This window comes from Pseudomonas azotoformans (assembly GCF_900103345.1).
In the GTDB taxonomy this organism is placed as follows: domain Bacteria; phylum Pseudomonadota; class Gammaproteobacteria; order Pseudomonadales; family Pseudomonadaceae; genus Aquipseudomonas; species Aquipseudomonas azotoformans.
In genome coordinates, this window is sequence record NZ_LT629702.1 from 1,590,427 (window position 1) to 1,605,583 (window position 15,157).

15 protein-coding genes are annotated in these 15,157 nt (G+C 61.8%); 9 read left to right on the top strand and 6 right to left on the bottom strand.

The genetic code is table 11. The features are described 5' to 3' along the window. Positions 1-3 precede the first annotated feature (3 nt). Entirely contained in the window at positions 4-1,242 is a 1,239-nt protein-coding gene (locus BLR69_RS06665) for an NAD(P)/FAD-dependent oxidoreductase (RefSeq protein ID WP_071495514.1), read from the top strand. A gap of 198 nt (positions 1,243-1,440) precedes the next feature. Here the strand turns inward: BLR69_RS06665 and BLR69_RS06670 are convergent, their stop codons facing one another. From BLR69_RS06670 to BLR69_RS06685, 5 genes are all read right to left on the bottom strand, one after another. After that, complete coding sequence (locus BLR69_RS06670; RefSeq protein ID WP_071495513.1) at positions 1,441-2,355, bottom strand: ADP-ribosylglycohydrolase family protein; 915 nt, start codon at positions 2,353-2,355, stop codon at positions 1,441-1,443. A 32-nt stretch (positions 2,356-2,387) separates the two neighbouring features. Further along, positions 2,388-3,368, bottom strand: coding sequence for a GlxA family transcriptional regulator (locus BLR69_RS06675; RefSeq protein ID WP_071495512.1), 981 nt, complete (start codon positions 3,366-3,368; stop codon positions 2,388-2,390). A 932-nt stretch (positions 3,369-4,300) separates the two neighbouring features. Next, the gene (locus tag BLR69_RS06680) at positions 4,301-4,909 is read right to left on the bottom strand and encodes a LysE family translocator (protein ID WP_071495511.1); all 609 of its coding nucleotides are present in this window, start codon (positions 4,907-4,909) and stop codon (positions 4,301-4,303) included. Between the two features lie 269 nt (positions 4,910-5,178). Next, positions 5,179-5,337, bottom strand: a complete 159-nt coding sequence (locus tag BLR69_RS30910; protein WP_166794298.1) for a hypothetical protein — start codon at positions 5,335-5,337, stop codon at positions 5,179-5,181. Between the two features lie 125 nt (positions 5,338-5,462). Then, positions 5,463-5,927, bottom strand: coding sequence for a hypothetical protein (locus BLR69_RS06685; RefSeq protein WP_071495510.1), 465 nt, complete (start codon positions 5,925-5,927; stop codon positions 5,463-5,465). Between the two features lie 207 nt (positions 5,928-6,134). Between BLR69_RS06685 and gcvA the strand changes: the two genes are divergently transcribed. The 3 genes from gcvA (at position 6,135) to BLR69_RS06700 (ending at position 8,734) form a co-directional block, all read left to right on the top strand. Beyond that, positions 6,135-7,040, top strand: coding sequence for a transcriptional regulator GcvA (gcvA, locus tag BLR69_RS06690; protein ID WP_071495509.1), 906 nt, complete (start codon positions 6,135-6,137; stop codon positions 7,038-7,040). Between the two features lie 75 nt (positions 7,041-7,115). Then, positions 7,116-7,943 carry a DMT family transporter gene (locus BLR69_RS06695; protein ID WP_071495508.1) on the top strand — a complete coding sequence of 276 codons (828 nt, stop codon included), beginning with the start codon at positions 7,116-7,118 and terminating at the stop codon, positions 7,941-7,943. Positions 7,944-7,972: 29 nt separating this feature from the next. Next, the gene (locus BLR69_RS06700) at positions 7,973-8,734 is read left to right on the top strand and encodes an SDR family oxidoreductase (protein ID WP_071495507.1); all 762 of its coding nucleotides are present in this window, start codon (positions 7,973-7,975) and stop codon (positions 8,732-8,734) included. A gap of 14 nt (positions 8,735-8,748) precedes the next feature. Here the strand turns inward: BLR69_RS06700 and BLR69_RS06705 are convergent, their stop codons facing one another. After that, positions 8,749-9,462 carry a CerR family C-terminal domain-containing protein gene (locus BLR69_RS06705; protein WP_071495506.1) on the bottom strand — a complete coding sequence of 238 codons (714 nt, stop codon included), beginning with the start codon at positions 9,460-9,462 and terminating at the stop codon, positions 8,749-8,751. A gap of 99 nt (positions 9,463-9,561) precedes the next feature. Here BLR69_RS06705 and BLR69_RS06710 point away from each other — a divergent pair, with 99 nt between their 5' ends. The 5 genes from BLR69_RS06710 to BLR69_RS06730 all read left to right on the top strand — a co-directional run bounded on the left by BLR69_RS06710 (position 9,562) and on the right by BLR69_RS06730 (position 14,585). Further along, complete coding sequence (locus BLR69_RS06710) at positions 9,562-10,671, top strand: HlyD family secretion protein (protein WP_071495505.1); 1,110 nt, start codon at positions 9,562-9,564, stop codon at positions 10,669-10,671. Then, a complete protein-coding gene (locus tag BLR69_RS06715) occupies positions 10,664-12,232 on the top strand; it encodes a DHA2 family efflux MFS transporter permease subunit (RefSeq protein ID WP_083365779.1) in 1,569 nt (522 codons plus the stop codon). Before BLR69_RS06710 ends, BLR69_RS06715 begins: the two co-directional genes overlap by 8 nt. Next, a complete protein-coding gene (locus BLR69_RS06720) occupies positions 12,229-13,647 on the top strand; it encodes an efflux transporter outer membrane subunit (RefSeq protein WP_071495504.1) in 1,419 nt (472 codons plus the stop codon). Before BLR69_RS06715 ends, BLR69_RS06720 begins: the two co-directional genes overlap by 4 nt. Positions 13,648-13,746: 99 nt before the next feature. After that, positions 13,747-14,001, top strand: a complete 255-nt coding sequence (locus BLR69_RS06725; protein WP_071495503.1) for a hypothetical protein — start codon at positions 13,747-13,749, stop codon at positions 13,999-14,001. Positions 14,002-14,198: 197 nt separating this feature from the next. Next, positions 14,199-14,585: a DUF1090 family protein gene (locus BLR69_RS06730; protein WP_071495502.1), complete on the top strand. Its 387-nt coding sequence runs from the start codon at positions 14,199-14,201 to the stop codon at positions 14,583-14,585. Positions 14,586-15,157 lie beyond the last annotated feature (572 nt).

The window sequence follows — 15,157 nt, forward strand, 5'->3', positions numbered from 1 at the left end:
GCGATGTCCGATCCCGATATCGTCGTAGTCGGCGCCGGCATCATTGGCGTCGCCTGCGCCCTGCAACTGGCGCGTCAGGGCCGGCACGTGGTGGTGGTCGATCAACAGGAACCCGGCATGGGCGCGTCCTATGGCAACGCCGGGCACCTGGCGACCGAACAGGTGTTCCCGATTGCCGACGTGTCGATCCTCAAGCGCTTGCCCGGCATGCTGCTGGACCCCATGGGCCCGCTGCGCCTGGATTGGAAATACCTGCCGCGCGCCCTGCCCTGGTTCCTGCGGCTGCTGTTGAACCTGCGTCCGGCGCGCTATCAGCGTACCGTCGCAGCTATTCGCGTGCTCAACGAAGGCAGCCTGGGTGCGTGGCAACGCCTGCTGCACAGCATCGGGCGCTCGGAAATGCTGCGTGAGAACGGCTCGCTGCTGGTGTTCGAGCGAGCGGACTCACGCGACGCGCTCCAGGCCTTGCAGCAACGCATGCAAGCGCAGCAGGTGCCCGTGGCGTTCTGGAGCGGCGATGCCATTCGCCAGGCTGCGCCGCAGTTGAGCGAGCGCATCCAGGGCGGGCTGTTTTTCCCGAGCACCGGGCACTTCCTCGACCCGTACCAGGTGGTGTGCGAACTGGTCGAGGCTGCCCAGGCCAGTGGCGTACAGTTCCTCAAGCGCCAGGTACTGGATGGACGGGTTGAGGAACACGGCGTCTCCCTCACCACCGACCAAGGCACCCTGAGCGCACGCCAGGTGTTGATTGCCTGTGGCGCCCACTCGGCCAGACTCACCGCTGCCCTCACCGGCAAAAAAGTCCCGCTGGACACGGAACGCGGCTATCACCTGATGCTGCCCCACGAGCCGCATCGCCTGCCGTTTGCCGTCACCTCCCTGGAGCGCAAATTCATCATGACCCCCATGACCGACGGCTTGCGCCTGGCCGGCACGGTGGAATTCGCCGGCCTGAAGCGCCCGGCAAATATGCAGCGTGCCTGGCAGTTGCATCGGTTGAGCAAGGGGTTGTTTCGGGATGAACTCAACGCAGAGGGTGCCACACCGTGGATGGGGTTTCGGCCATCGCTGCCAGACTCGTTGCCGGTGATTGACCGGGTGTGTGACGGCAAGGTGCTGCTTGCGTTCGGGCACCAGCATCTGGGGTTGACGCAGGCGGCGGTGACGGCGGAGATGATTAGGGAATTGGCGAGCAAGGGTCAAACACCGTTACTCACGCCTTATCGCCTGGACCGCTTCTGACAACGCGGTTTTTGTAGTGAGCGGGCTTGCCCCGCGTTGGGCTGCGAAGCAGCCCTGAAAACAAACACCGCGTTCTGTCTGAGAGGCGGCGGTGTTTTCTATTGGGGCTGCTGCGCAGCCCAACGCGGGGCAAGCCCGCTCGCCACAGCAGCCCGCTGGTCACAGCAAGTCCGCTGGTCACACAAGCGGGGGGCTTAATCATGGGGTTTGAGCAGCCATGCTGTAGAGTGCGTCAGCCATTTCCTCAATTTCATCACGCATACAAAGCTTGTCCAGCCAACCCGTCGGGATGCCTTGCACGCCGTAATATGCACCCGCCAACTGACCAACGATGGCGGCAGTAGTGTCAGCGTCGTCACCCAGGTTCGCGGCAGCCAACACCGCGTCGGCGAAGCTGTCAGTATGTTTTACGCACCACAGCGCCGCCTCCAATGACGCCACGGCGTAACCGGAACCCGTTATCTGCGCACGGGTCTTGTTGCAATACTCCCCCTGGGCAATCGCTACGACTTTGGGCGCAGAAAGACCCGCGCAAGAGATATTCAACAGACGCTCCTTCGTTGCTCCACTCAACGCGTTACCGATGGCTCTCGCCAACACCACGCAACACTCGATTGCCTCTTGGGCTCCGTGAGTCGTACGGGAGCTTTCTCGGGAAAAGTCATCAACGCTTTGCAGGTTTGGAAAGTAAAACAGCACCAGCGGCGCGAGGCGCATCATCGAACCGTTGCCTGCGGAAAAAGGCTCTGTCGAACCCGCAAACGGATCACCTTGCGACTCAAACGCCGTGAGCGCCGTGCGCACGGTCATGCCTATATCAAAGCAATCACCGGTAGAGCTCAGGTAACCCCACTTCCACCAGTTCAGGTATCGCCCCATCTGGTCAGCTGCATCAAAACCACCTTTACGCACCAGGCTTTCCGCAAGGCACAACGCCATCGAGGTGTCGTCCGTCCATTGGCCCGCTTTCAGGTTGAACGGTCCTCCTCCAACCATGTCGGTGACCGCTGGGAATGTGCCGCGAGGCATGAATTCAACAGTGGTGCCCACTGCGTCGCCACAGGCCAAGCCCAGCAGGCTGCCACGGTAACGATCCAAAAGCGTGAGAGACATTTGTCATCCTTGAAAGAGAGTGAGTCAGCACTTTACTTGACCAACCGCTTCTCCTTCGAGGGGCGATATCCGAAGTACGAGCTGTAGCACTTGCTGAAATGGCTCGGCGACACAAACCCGCAGGCTACCAGCACCTCCACCTGTGACAGCTCGGTGTGCTGCAACAGCCGCCGCGCCTCGGTCACCCGCAGCTCCATGTAGTACCGCTGCGGAGTGGTGCCCAGTTGTTCCTTGAACAAGCGCTCCAACTGGCGCCGCGAACGGCCGGCGTAGACCGCCAGTTGGTCCAGCTCCAGGGGTTCTTCGAGGTTGGCGTCCATCAGTTTCACCACTTCACGCAATGGCGCACTGACGCTGACGTTTTCGGTGGGTTTGATGCGGCGGTAGCGCGACTCTTCGAAGGCCAGGATGTCTTCGATGCCCTCAACGAGGGCCTTGTCATGCAGGCCCTTGATCCAGTCCAACGCCATGTGGAAGGCGCCGGATGGGCTTGAAGCGGTGAGGCGGTCGCGATCGATCACGTAGGGTTCGCTGGTAACGTGAGCCGCCTTGGAGACTTCCGCCAGCGCCGGACGGTGTTCGGGGTGAATAGCGCAGCGATAGCCCTGCAACAGGCCGGCGCGCCCAAGGAACCAGGCGCCGTTCCACAGCCCCGCAAGGCTGATGCCCTGTTCGGCGGCGGTGTGCAACAGGTGGATGAAGGCTTCGCCGGCCTTGAGTTCGGTACGGAAACCACCACAGATCACCAGCAGGTCCAGGTCGTGCAATGCCCCGGCATCCAGGCGCGCATCGGGGCGAATCACCAGGCCCAGGTCACTGATGACTTCGCCATCGTCACAGCCGAAGGTGCGCGAAGCGAACAGTTCGGGGCGCAGCAGGTTGGCGGTGACGAAGGTGTCGAGGGTCTGGGTGAATGCCGGCAGGGAAAAATGTTCAAGCAACAGGAAGCCGACGCGGGTGACCGACGCCCGCTGTTGGGTTTCGTTGAGGTAGCGCAGGTTCTTGCCTTTCATGCCACCGCTGAATTGACGTCTTTCCATCGAGGGTTGGCCCACTCTTATTGTTGAGGTCTTTGAAAAACCGGCCATTACGGGCGAACACTGTAGCTGTGGCGAGCGGGCTTGTCCCGCGTTGGGTTGCGAAGCGACCCTGGAAGGGGGAATGCGGTGAATCAGGCACTCTTCGGTCGCTGTTTTGGGGCTGCTTCGCAACCCAGCGCGGGGCAAGCCCGCTCACCACAAAGTAGTTATCGCCAGGTCTCTGAAAAACCGGCCATATCTGGCTGGTACCACGCCATTAAGGGCGAACACTGCAACTGTGGCGAGCGGGCTTGCCCCGCGTTGGGTTGCGAAGCGACCCTGGAAGGGGGAATGCGGTGAGTCAGGCACTCTTCGGTCGCTGTTTTGAGGCTGCTTCGCAGCCCAACGCGGGGCAAGCCCGCTCACCACAAAGTAGTTATCGCCAGGTCTTTGAAAAACCGGCCATATCTGGCTGATACCACGCCATTAAGGGCGAACACTGTAGCTGTGGCGAGCGGGCTTGCCCCGCGTTGGGTTGCGAAGCGACCCTGGAAGGGGGAATGCGGTGAATCAGGCACTCTGTGGCTGCTGGTTTTGGGACTGCTTCGCAGCCCAGCGCGGGGCAAGCCCGCTCACCACAAAGTAGTTATCGCCTGTTCTACTTAAAGACTTAGCTACCTCAGGCGCTGATCCTGAAACAGTCGCGCGCGCTGCAAGCCCCCGGCTGAACAGCGGCAAGCGCATCTGATACGGTTTTTTCTTTGCTATCTGCGTCTGTATCGAAACGCCGTCTGGGCGGACAATGGCCACATCCCTACTCCCTTCCCTTCGGAGGCCTTATGACCAAGATGGCACTTTTCCTGTTCGGCTTTTTGGTGCTGACCATCGGCATCGGCCTGCTAGCCACCATCTCGCCGGTCTGACCCTCAGCCGGCAAACAGCATCGGGTACAGCGACAGCACCAGCAGCCCGGCCATCGTCCAGTTGAACAGGCGCAACCAGCGCGGCTCACGCAGCACATTGCGCAAGCCGCTGCCACATCCCACCCATACGCACACACTGGGCAGGTTGACCACGGCGAACACCAGTGCAATCACCAGCACATTGGTGACGTAGCCTTCGGCCGGCGTGTAGGTGGTGATTGCGCCCAGCGCCATGATCCAGGCCTTGGGGTTTACCCACTGGAACGCCGCCGCGCCGAGAAAGGTCATGGGTTTGCCCTGCTCATCTGCGCTGTCGGACATCCCACCCGCCGTCGCGATCTTCCACGCCAGGTACAGCAAGTACGCAGCCCCCACGTAGCGCAACACCGTGTACGCCCACGGGAACACCTTGAACACTTCGCCCAGCCCCAGCCCCACCGAAATCACCAGCAGCATGAACCCGATGCTGATCCCCAATGCGTGGGGCATCGAGCGGCGAAAGCCGAAGTTCACCCCGGAGGCGAGCAGCATCGTGTTATTGGGTCCGGGCGTGATCGAGGACACGAAGGCGAACAGCACAAAGGCGGACAACAGGCTGGTAGACATGAACATGACGCGGCATCCAAACGACGGGGGTATGCCTGCGACAGTAGAGGGTTATCGGCTGCCCTGCCCCGTACAGCCAGGGCCGGATTGAGGCATACACTTTTTTGCCAGGGTTTTCACAAACCTTTCACAGACAAGCGCCTAGGGTGGCTTCAGCTCCTAATGAACATCCCTTTAGCCCGCGCTCCCCACGCGGGCTTTTCTTTGCCCTGGGTTTATCGCAGGCAAAAAAACAGGCAAGCCGTGCTTCACGGCTTGCCTGTCTGGCCTATCGGTTAACGCGGTCCGCCGCCAGGGCCAGGGCCGCCGCCCTGACCATGCCCGCCACCGCCGTGACCACCGCCACCACCCGGCGGCATGAACATCCAGCAGCCGGACAAGGTCGATAACAGCGCGACCACCACAGCCGCCTTGGTTAGATAACTCAACTTCATGACTACACTCTCTTACTTGACGAGATTGACTTCTCGCTGGGTATGACAGTGCAAACCCAAGTGCGTCACGGCTATCGTGTAACCCGTTGGTAGGGTTTGTAGGGTCGACGGTACAAACTGCTGTTTTAGTTCTGCGGCCGCTGTTTGGTCGAATCCAGCTCGGCTTTTTTACCCGTGGAAATCTCAGTGATCTGCGCAGACTTGGCAATCGCGAAATCGAAGGTGTCCTGCATTTTTGCAATCGCATCGGTCGACGTGCCGTTCAGCCCACCGTTGGCGGCCCAATCGAAGTTCCACACACCGGAGAGGTTATCGGCACCCGGCACATCGTGGGTTTCGATGGCGGTGAAGACGTCAGGATGACGCTCCATGTACTTGGCCGCATCGGAGACTTCGGCCGGCACCTTGCCCGAGGCGTTGTTGGCCAGTTGGGTCAGTTCCTGCTTGGTAATGGCTGACTTGCCGGTCTGGCGCATGTAGTCGGCGATCACTTTGCTGGACTTGGCGATGTTCAACTTGTCATCGAACACCGACGGTGACGCTTTAGGCGTGTTTGCCCCACTGCCGGCGGGCGTTACGGTGGTAGACATCGGCGCTGCTCCCCTGATGGTACGAATCGAATCGTCGTGCTGACGATAGCCAGGAGCAGACGTTAGCATGGGCAATGGGCCATTAATCTGTGCTTCACAACAATTCACAAGGCCAGGGTCTGCGGCTTCTGTGAAAGCCTGCGAATCCATTACCATGAGCCGGTATTCATGCTGATTGATCGCCAGCCCCCTACCCGGAACCCAGCCATGAGAGACCTGCCACCCACCGCCACGCTGCGTGCTTTCGAAGTCGCGACCCGGCACGCGACGTTCACATCGGCTTCAGAAGAGTTGCATGTGACCCAGAGCGCCGTCAGCCACCAACTCAAGCACCTCGAAGACCTGTGGGGCCTGCAGTTGTTCCAGCGCGGCAAGGCGTTGCGGCTGACTCCAGCCGGGGCCGCACTGGCGCCGATTGTGCGCGAGTTTTTCATGAACCTTGAGGCCACGCTGGCTGACCTCAGGGAACAAAAAGGCCGGGTTCGCCTGAAGGTCAGCACCACGTATTCGTTCGCCTTGAAATGGCTGCTGCCCAGGTTGCCCAGCCTGTCGCAGCAACATCCGCAAATCCTGATCACGCTGGAGACCAGCGACAAGGCCATCAAGTTCTCCAGCGCAGACGCGGATGTGGCCATCCGCCTGGGCAACGGCAATTACCCCGGCCTGCACTCGGAGTTCATGCTCCGCGAGCAGATCTTCCCGGTGGCCAGCCCCGACCTGCTCAAGCGTTTCGGCGCTCCCCACGAGCCGGCCGAGCTGCTGCGTTACCCATTGCTGACGCGGGATGGCGCAGACCTGGTGCCCAAGTGGGAAGCCTGGTTCGAGCATATCGGCGTCAGCATTGCCCCCCTCAAGGAAAGCGTCAGGTTCGCTGACACCAACATGACCATCGAGGCGGCGCTGCTGGGCCAAGGTATTGCGCTGGCGCGAAGCGGCCACGTCGAAGCGGAAATCAACGACGGCCGCCTGGTCAGGCTGTTTGAGCTGCCGTTCGCGTCGCCCGTCGGCTACTACTTTGTGTGCCCCAAAGGGATCGAAACCCAGCCGCATATCATCAGTTTTCGTAACTGGTTGTTGGCCGAGTCGATGCAGGCACAGCAGAATTATCAGTGATGCATGAAGAATCACTCATGACCGGATGAAAAGACTTCGCTGTTAGACACGCCCTTGTGGTGTTTACCATGGCGCATGCCTTTACCCATCGTTCTACTCATCCTCTTCGCCGCCCTCTTGCATGCAAGCTGGAATGCATTGTTGCGCGTCGGCGCCGACAGGCTGTGGTCAATGACCATGATGTGCGTGGCAGTCGCCATCGCCAGCAGTGTAATAGCCTTGTTTCTCGCCCCTCCCGCGCCAGCCAGTTGGCCCTACGCCATCCTGTCGGGCTTGTTGCACGTGGGCTATAACCTGTTCCTGGTGCGAAGCTACAAGGTGGGCGACCTGGGGCAGACCTACCCGATTGCCCGCGGCTCCTCACCCATTCTGATCACGCTGTGCGCATTGGTGTTTGCCGGTGAAACGGTCAGCACAAACGCGCTGATCGGCATCGTGCTGGTATCGGGCGGCATTATTTCACTGGCCTTCAGACAGCGCAGGCTGGCGGTGCCCAGCCTGCCCTACGCCCTGGGCACAGGTTTTTTCATTGCGGCCTACAGCGTCACGGACGGTATTGGCGCGAGGCTGTCCGGCGCACCGCTGGCCTACACCGTATGGATGTGTGCGCTCTGGGGCGTATTGATGCCACTGGTGTACATCGGCCTGCGCGACACACGCAGCCTCTTCGCACCACGCCCCGGCGTCATCACGGCCTTGATCGGGGGGCTGGTGTCCCTGCTGGCCTACGGTATTGTTATTTATGCCATGTCCCACGCGCCGATGGGCGCCGTTTCGGCCCTGCGCGAAACCAGCGTGCTGTTCGCGGCATTGATCGGTTATTGCTTCCTGGGCGAGTCACTGACTGTGCGCAAAGTGTTGGCGTGCCTGGTCATTGCGATCGGCACGATGCTGATAGGTTGATCTTTCACCCCTCACAGGAGGTTCAAGCAATGGACAAGGTCTCTGCAACACCGCTGATTCTGATCACCGGCGGCAGCCGCGGTGTCGGCGCAGCAACCGCACGGCTTGCGGCGGCGCAAGGCTACGATGTCGCCATCAGCTACGTCAGCAACGAAGCAGCCGCACTCGGCGTGGTGGCGGATGTGCAAGCGATGGGGCGGCGTGCCCTGGCCATTCGTGCCGACAATGCGGACCCTGAACAGGTCGCGCAGTTGTTCGCTGCCATTGACCAGACGTTTGGCCGTCTCGACGTGCTGGTCAATAACGCCGCGATCATTGCCCTGCAATCGCGCTTTGAAGACCTCGACTTCGCCCGCATGCAGCGCGTCTTCGCGATCAACGCCATCGGCCCGATGCTGTGCGCGCAGCAAGCGGTGAAACGCATGTCGCTGCGCCACAACGGCACGGGTGGCAGCGTGATCAACGTGTCCTCGGCGTCCGCCCGGCTAGGCAGCCCGAACGAGTATGTCGATTACGCTGCCTCCAAGGGCGCCCTGGAGACATTCACCATCGGCTTGTCCAAAGAGGTCGCCCGTGAAGGCATACGCGTCAACTGCGTACGGCCTGGGCATATCTACACCGACATGCACGCCAGCGGCGGCGAGCCAGGTCGCGTGGACCGGGTCAAGGACAGCATTCCCATGGGCCGTGGCGGCCAACCCGAAGAGGTGGCGCGCGCTATCCTGTGGCTGGCCAGTAAGGAAGCATCGTTCATCACCGGGACCTTCCTCGATGTGACAGGCGGCAAGTAAGCGGCAACCGCCGATTAACGGAAGAGTTGCTGGTCCCGGTGCCGGGCCAGCCCTTCCAGGGTAAACCGCGCCTGCATCAGCACCACCTCCCGCACCCGTTCCATCTCCTTCTGGTTCACTTCGCTCCACTTCAAGGCTTCCAGCAACTTGGGCTTCTGTATGCGGAACGCCAGGCCCTGGGTAAACAGCGCCATGGAGTGGATCACCGTGCGCTCATCCTCCAGCGCCAGGCCGGCCACGCGCGCGATCAGTTGGCGGATGACCCGCGCAATACGCGCCTTGAACCGCTCCTCGAAGGCCATTGTCGCGCTTTGCGGGCACAACCCAGCCTGGTGGCGATCCATGAACGCACGCCATGCCGTGGTTTGCGGGCTGTCCTGGATGGTTGAAACCACGGTACCGAGAATGCCCAGCGAGGCGTCGATCAGCGCGCTGTCGCCGCAATCGGCATCGGCCAGCACGCTTTCCGCCGCCTCCACCGACGGCGACATCTTGTGCCACAGCAGCATGATCAAGTGCTCGACACACGCCAGGTACACGCCTTCCTTGCCATCGAAGTAGTACTGGATCGCAGGCGCGTTGACGCCGGCAGCCGTGGCGATATCACGCGTGGACGCGCCATCGTAGCCACGCGCGCCAAACACCTCGACGGCGGCCTCGATGATGCGGGCGCGGGTTTCTTCGCCGCGCTGGTAACCACCCTCGGCGGCAGGTTTGTGTCGTGCCATGTGCAGCTCCCTTCGAATACCGGACCAAAATATACCAGTTGACAAAAATTCGCGAAAAAAGGAATTTATTCCACCCGTTATAAATCTGGAGTGACCTCGATGTCGGCTGCACCTCCTTCCCCTCAGGTCATGCCTGAAGAAACCGTCAACGGTCAACGCGGCAAGGCCCGGCGCATCCTGCTCGGCGTGGCCGGCGTTGCCGTGCTGGCGGGCGTGTCGTGGGGCGCCTGGTGGTGGATCACCGGGCGGTTTATCGAGACCACCGACGACGCCTACCTGCAAGCCGACAGCATCAGCGTGGCGCCAAAGATCAACGGCTACGTGGCCGATGTGCTGGTGAGCGACAACCAGAACGTCAAGCGTGGTGACGTGCTGGTGCGCCTGGATGCGCGCAAGTACCAGGCCGTGAGCGACGAAGCCACGGCGACCATCGCCGCGCGCAACGCCGACTTCGCCAAGGCCCAGGCCGACCTAGTGCAACAGGACTCGACCATCGCCGAAGCCCGCGCCCAATTGCAGGGTGCCGAAGCCGATGCGCGACATGCGCAGACCGAAGTCGCCCGCTACGCGCCGCTGGCCCGCTCCGGCGCCGAACCCGAAGAGCGCCTGGCCCAACTGAACAACCAACTGGCACAGGCCCGCAGCACCGTGGCGGCCAAGCACGCAGCGCTGCGTTCCAGCCAGACCCGCTACGGCACGCTGCAGGCCCAGCTCAAGCAGGCCCAGGCGCAACTGGGCGTGGCCAAGGCCAGCGAAGCGCAACGCCAATTGGATGTAGACGACGCAGTCATCCGCAGCCCGCTGGACGGTCGCGTGGCTGACCGTGGCGTACGCGTGGGCCAGTACGTGCAACCTGGCACGCGCTTGTTGACGGTGGTGCCGATCAGCGCGATCTACCTCACCGCCAACTACAAGGAAACCCAGATCGGTGCCATGCGTCCCGGCCAGACCGTCACCGTGCACGTCGACGCCCTGCCCGGTCGCGACCTGCAAGGCCACATCGACAGCCTCGCCCCGGGCACCGGCGCGCAGTTCGCCTTGCTGCCGCCGTCGAATGCCACCGGCAACTTCACCAAGATCGTGCAGCGCGTGCCGGTACGCATTGCCCTGGACGTGCCGGACGACCTGCGCGCTGCACTGATGCCGGGCCTCTCGGCCACGGTGGAGGTCGACACCCGTACCCACGCAGCAGACGCCAACCATGGCTGAGACGATCATGGCCGGGGTCGCCGCGCAGAAACCGCGCAACGCCTCGCTGACCGACTGGATCGCCGTCGCCGCCGGTGCACTCGGCGCCTTGCTGGCAACCCTGGATGTGTCGATTACCAACTCGGCGTTGCCGCAGATCCAGGGCCAGATCGGCGCCACCGGCACCGAAGGCACCTGGATCGCCACCGGCTACCTGATGTCGGAAATCGTCATGATCCCCCTCGCGGCCTGGCTGACCCGGGTCTTCGGCCTGCGCCGCTTCCTGATCGGCACCGCACTCACCTTCACCCTGTTCTCGATGTTCTGCGGCCTGTCCACCAGCCTCGGCGCGATGAGTGCCGGGCGCATCGGCCAGGGCTTCGCCGGCGGCGCGATGATCCCGACCGCGCAGACCATCGTGCGCACGCGCCTGCCGCCCCACCAATTGGCCATCGGCACCACGATGTTCGGCATGACCGTGATCCTCGGTCCCTTGCTCGGCCCCGTGATCGGCGGCTGGCTGACGGAGAACATCAACTGGCGCTGGTGCTTCTTTCTCAACCTGCCCATCAGCATCGCGCTGATCACCTTGCTGATCACCGGCCTGCCCAGCGAACGCATGAACCTGCAGCGCTTTATCAGCGCCGACTGGCTGGGCATTCTGGGGCTGGCCATGGGCTTGAGTTCGCTGACCGTGGTGCTTGAGGAAGGCCAGCGCGAACACTGGTTCGACTCGCTGCTGATCGTGTGGCTGAGCATTGCCACGGTCACCGGGTTTTTCCTGATTGCCGTGGGGCAATTGCGCTCCAGTACGCCGATCCTGCGCCTGCCACTGGTGCTCAACAAAAGCTTTGGCAGCGTGTTGCTGATCGGTACGGCGGTGGGTGCCGGGCTGTATGGCACGGCGTATCTGGTGCCGCAATTTCTCGGGATTCTGTCCGGCTACAACGCGCAGCAATCCGGCGCGATCATGCTGCTGTCGGGGATTCCGGCGTTTTTGCTGATGCCGATCCTGCCGCGGATGCTCGGCCGCTACGACCTGCGCTGGATGGTCGGCGCAGGCCTGCTGCTGTACTGGGCCAGTTGCTTTGTGGACACCCTGTTGACCGCCGACAGCGTCGGCCATGATTTTGTGTGGTCGCAGTTGCTGCGTGGCTTCGGGCAGATCCTGGTGATGATGCCCCTCAGCCAACTGTCCATGCGTTCGGTCGAGACCAAGGACGCCGGCGATGCGGCCGGGCTCTACAACATGTCACGCAACCTTGGCGGCACCATCGGCCTGGCGCTGCTCGGCGTATTGATGGACCGGCGCAGCCACTTCCATGACGACCGGCTGCGCGAAGGCATCCTGGCCAACAGCCAATTGACCCAGGACCACATGGCCAGTAACACCGCCAGCTACCTGGCACAAACCGGCGACGCCTCCAGCGCCTCGTTACAAGCCATGGCCCAACTGGCCAATGACATCGCCCGCCAAGCCTCGGTGATGGCCTACAACGACTCGTTCTACGTATTGGGACTCGCAATGCTGGCGTGCCTGCCCCTGATCTTCATCCTTAAAAAGCGCACGGTACAGCCATGATTGCTCGCTCGTTTCCTCTGCTCCTGACCGTTGGCCTGCTATCGGCCTGCACCGTGGGCCCGGACTACTCGGGCGCACCCGACGCCGCGCCGAAAACCCTGGCCGCCGGGCACCTGCCCCACGCCGATCACAAAGCGCCCAGCGCACCGGCCGTGGCGCAGTGGTGGCGAACGTTGAATGACCCGCAACTCAATGAACTGGTCGACCTGGCGCTGAACAACAGCCCCGACATCGCCACCGCCCAGGCCCGCCTGAAACAGTCGCGCGCCAGCCTCAGCGGTGCACGGGCCGACGCCCTGCCCAAGGTCACCGGCGACGCCGCGATGCTCAAACTGCGCTCCCCCGACACCTCCGCACTGGGTGGCGGCGGTGGCGGTCGCGGCCCGTTGACGCTCTACCTGGCCGGCTTCGATGCCAGTTGGGAGGCTGACCTGTTCGGCGGCACGCGCCGTGCGGTCGAGGCCGCGCAGGCCGAAGCCGACGCCACCCAGGCGCAACTGGCGGACGCCCAGGTGCAACTGGCCGCCGAAGTGGTGCAGGCCTACACCGACCTGCGCGACCAACAGGCACGCCTGGCCCTGGTCGACGCCAGTGTCGACATCGAAAACCAGGCCCTCGACCTGACCCAGCAACGTCGCAGCCGTGGCGTGGCCTCACAGCTGCAACTGGAACAAGTCCTCACCCAGGCAGAAAACACCCAGGCCCAACGCCTGCCGTTGCAAGCCGCCATCGTTGAATCCCTGGACCAACTCGGCCTGCTTTGCGGCCAGGAGCCCGGTGAACTGGACGGCCGTCTCGCCACCGCCAAAGCCCTGCCCGCCATCCCCGGCGTGGTGCCCGTGGCAGACCCCGCCGCCCTGCTCAAGGCCCGCCCTGACATCCGTGTCGCCGAACGCAAACTGGCCTCCAGCAACGCACAGATCGGCGAGAAAACCGCCGACTGGTTTCCCAAGCTCAGCCTGATGGGCGACCTGTCGTTCTCCGCCGGCGACCCCGGCCACCTCGCCCGCAAAGACAACGGCACCTGGCTGATCCTGCCGCGCCTGACCTGGAACGCCCTGGACTTCGGCCGCGTGGCCGCCAGCGTCAAAGGCGCCGAAGCCGGTCGCGACGAAGCGCTCGCACAGTACAAAAGTGTCGTACTGAGTGCGCTGCGCGACGCCGATGTGGCCCTGGCGCGGTACGGCCATCAACGCCAGAACGTGGTGCTGTTGCGCAGTGTGGAATCCTCGGCAGTGCGAGCGGCAGACCTGACCCGCCAACGCTACCGTGCGGGCACCGCCAGCACCCTGGACTGGCTGGATGCGGAGCGCACCCGCTACCAGGCCCAGGAGAGCCGGATTTCCGGGGACGCTGAGTTGCTCAAGGACTTTGCTTCACTGCACAAGGCATTGGGGCTGGGCTGGACGTTGTGACACATCAGGCGTTTGATGGGAGAAATTCCTTTCAAGACCGATCCGGCGGAGATCGGGATGGATATCATGGAGTTTGACCTGAAGCGGGAGGGGCAATAAATGAAAGAACTGATCCAGGGGCTCGACGGCCCCAGAACGGCACAGCAGGAATTGTTCTACGACCTGGAGGATGCGGCCGCTGTGATCGGGTGGTCGGTGGTTGAGTTGACCGCTTTGGCCGCCAGCGATCGCACGCCGGATGAGGCGCTGGCGCTGATGAAAATCTGCGCGTTGCTGGCAGCGCAACAGGAAAGGCTTCACGCGTACGCAGGTGAGGTGAAAGACCAGCGCATCGCCAGGTCTGAAATCCTGTAATCACAGGAGGCATACCCCAATGGCGCGCAGCCGACGAACAACGTGAAAGAACTCACATTTATTGACACTGAATATTGAAGCTCAAAATTTGACCAAATAATATTTTGCCGCAACCGAGCACACACCTTTATACGGATATTGCTCTGCACCAGCTCGGGAGCCACGCGCGTGCAGACAATAAAACATTGAGGTTTGCCATGCGTCTTTCCAAGCTCGCTCCATCCGCCGCCCTGTTCAGTATGATCGCCCTATCCGCACAAGCCGCTGACTTGAGTGCCCTGACAGGGGCTCTGTCCTCTGCTCTGGGTGGTGCAAACAACACCACCAATAATACCAATTACTCCAATAACGCCTCATCCTGCCAGCAACAGGTCCGCGACCTGCAGGCGAACATCAATGCAGCCAATGCCAAGGGCGATACCTTGCGCGCAACCGCCTATCAAGCTGCGCTGACCCAGACAAACAAAAGCTGCAGTAACGCCAGTTACAACGCCCAGGCCCAAGTGGATACCAACCCGCAGCACCAACAAAACGTGAACAAGGCAGCGGATGCGATCAATGCAATCGGTGGGCTGTTTAAATAAGCCGGAAAGTCGTGTGCAAGAGGCCCGCAATTGCGGGCTTTTCTACGCCTGCGGGACGGGCCTGCAAAAACCTTCATCGGCACGCCCGTACTTTCGCCCAGGCAATAAAAAACCCCGTAGACGTTAATCTACGGGGTTTTCAAGAGTGGAGGCCGAGGTCGGAATCGAACCGGCGTAGGCGGATTTGCAATCCACACTATTTTCTTAAAAAATCAATATATTGAGACGAAATAAATTCCGCAGCAGCACTATTTTCCAGTGGCTGTAACGCAGACAGACCAAGCTGGCCGCTTTGGGTTGCGGAACTACTTTTATGCACCTAGTTGATTCCCCCCCTTACGATGCATGCTCAAGGACAGATAGATCTGCCTGAAAAAGACGTGGCCATCCTGAGGACATGGCCGCATTCGCCGCTTTTCAAGACCGCTATGCAAAATCAAGCGGGCTAGTACCTTAGAAGCCATCGGCGTTCCTTAACTCGCAGCTACCAACCAAGCTACAGGCCGCATTCTGCAAGGGGGGCGATTTTGGTTTGGGAACTGTTTTTGCCCCTCACCCGGCATCCTGCCGAC

Coding starts and splice junctions, on each gene's coding strand:
- BLR69_RS06675 (WP_071495512.1), bottom strand. CDS start 3,368: ATGAAAGGCAAGAACCTGCGCTACCTCAACGAAACCCAACAGCGGGCG.
- BLR69_RS06725 (WP_071495503.1), top strand. CDS start 13,747: ATGAAAGAACTGATCCAGGGGCTCGACGGCCCCAGAACGGCACAGCAG.
- BLR69_RS06715 (WP_083365779.1), top strand. CDS start 10,664: ATGGCTGAGACGATCATGGCCGGGGTCGCCGCGCAGAAACCGCGCAAC.
- BLR69_RS06720 (WP_071495504.1), top strand. CDS start 12,229: ATGATTGCTCGCTCGTTTCCTCTGCTCCTGACCGTTGGCCTGCTATCG.
- BLR69_RS06730 (WP_071495502.1), top strand. CDS start 14,199: ATGCGTCTTTCCAAGCTCGCTCCATCCGCCGCCCTGTTCAGTATGATC.
- BLR69_RS06695 (WP_071495508.1), top strand. CDS start 7,116: ATGCCTTTACCCATCGTTCTACTCATCCTCTTCGCCGCCCTCTTGCAT.
- BLR69_RS06705 (WP_071495506.1), bottom strand. CDS start 9,462: ATGGCACGACACAAACCTGCCGCCGAGGGTGGTTACCAGCGCGGCGAA.
- BLR69_RS06680 (WP_071495511.1), bottom strand. CDS start 4,909: ATGTTCATGTCTACCAGCCTGTTGTCCGCCTTTGTGCTGTTCGCCTTC.
- BLR69_RS06670 (WP_071495513.1), bottom strand. CDS start 2,355: ATGTCTCTCACGCTTTTGGATCGTTACCGTGGCAGCCTGCTGGGCTTG.
- BLR69_RS06700 (WP_071495507.1), top strand. CDS start 7,973: ATGGACAAGGTCTCTGCAACACCGCTGATTCTGATCACCGGCGGCAGC.
- gcvA (WP_071495509.1), top strand. CDS start 6,135: ATGAGAGACCTGCCACCCACCGCCACGCTGCGTGCTTTCGAAGTCGCG.
- BLR69_RS06710 (WP_071495505.1), top strand. CDS start 9,562: ATGTCGGCTGCACCTCCTTCCCCTCAGGTCATGCCTGAAGAAACCGTC.
- BLR69_RS30910 (WP_166794298.1), bottom strand. CDS start 5,337: ATGAAGTTGAGTTATCTAACCAAGGCGGCTGTGGTGGTCGCGCTGTTA.
- BLR69_RS06665 (WP_071495514.1), top strand. CDS start 4: ATGTCCGATCCCGATATCGTCGTAGTCGGCGCCGGCATCATTGGCGTC.
- BLR69_RS06685 (WP_071495510.1), bottom strand. CDS start 5,927: ATGTCTACCACCGTAACGCCCGCCGGCAGTGGGGCAAACACGCCTAAA.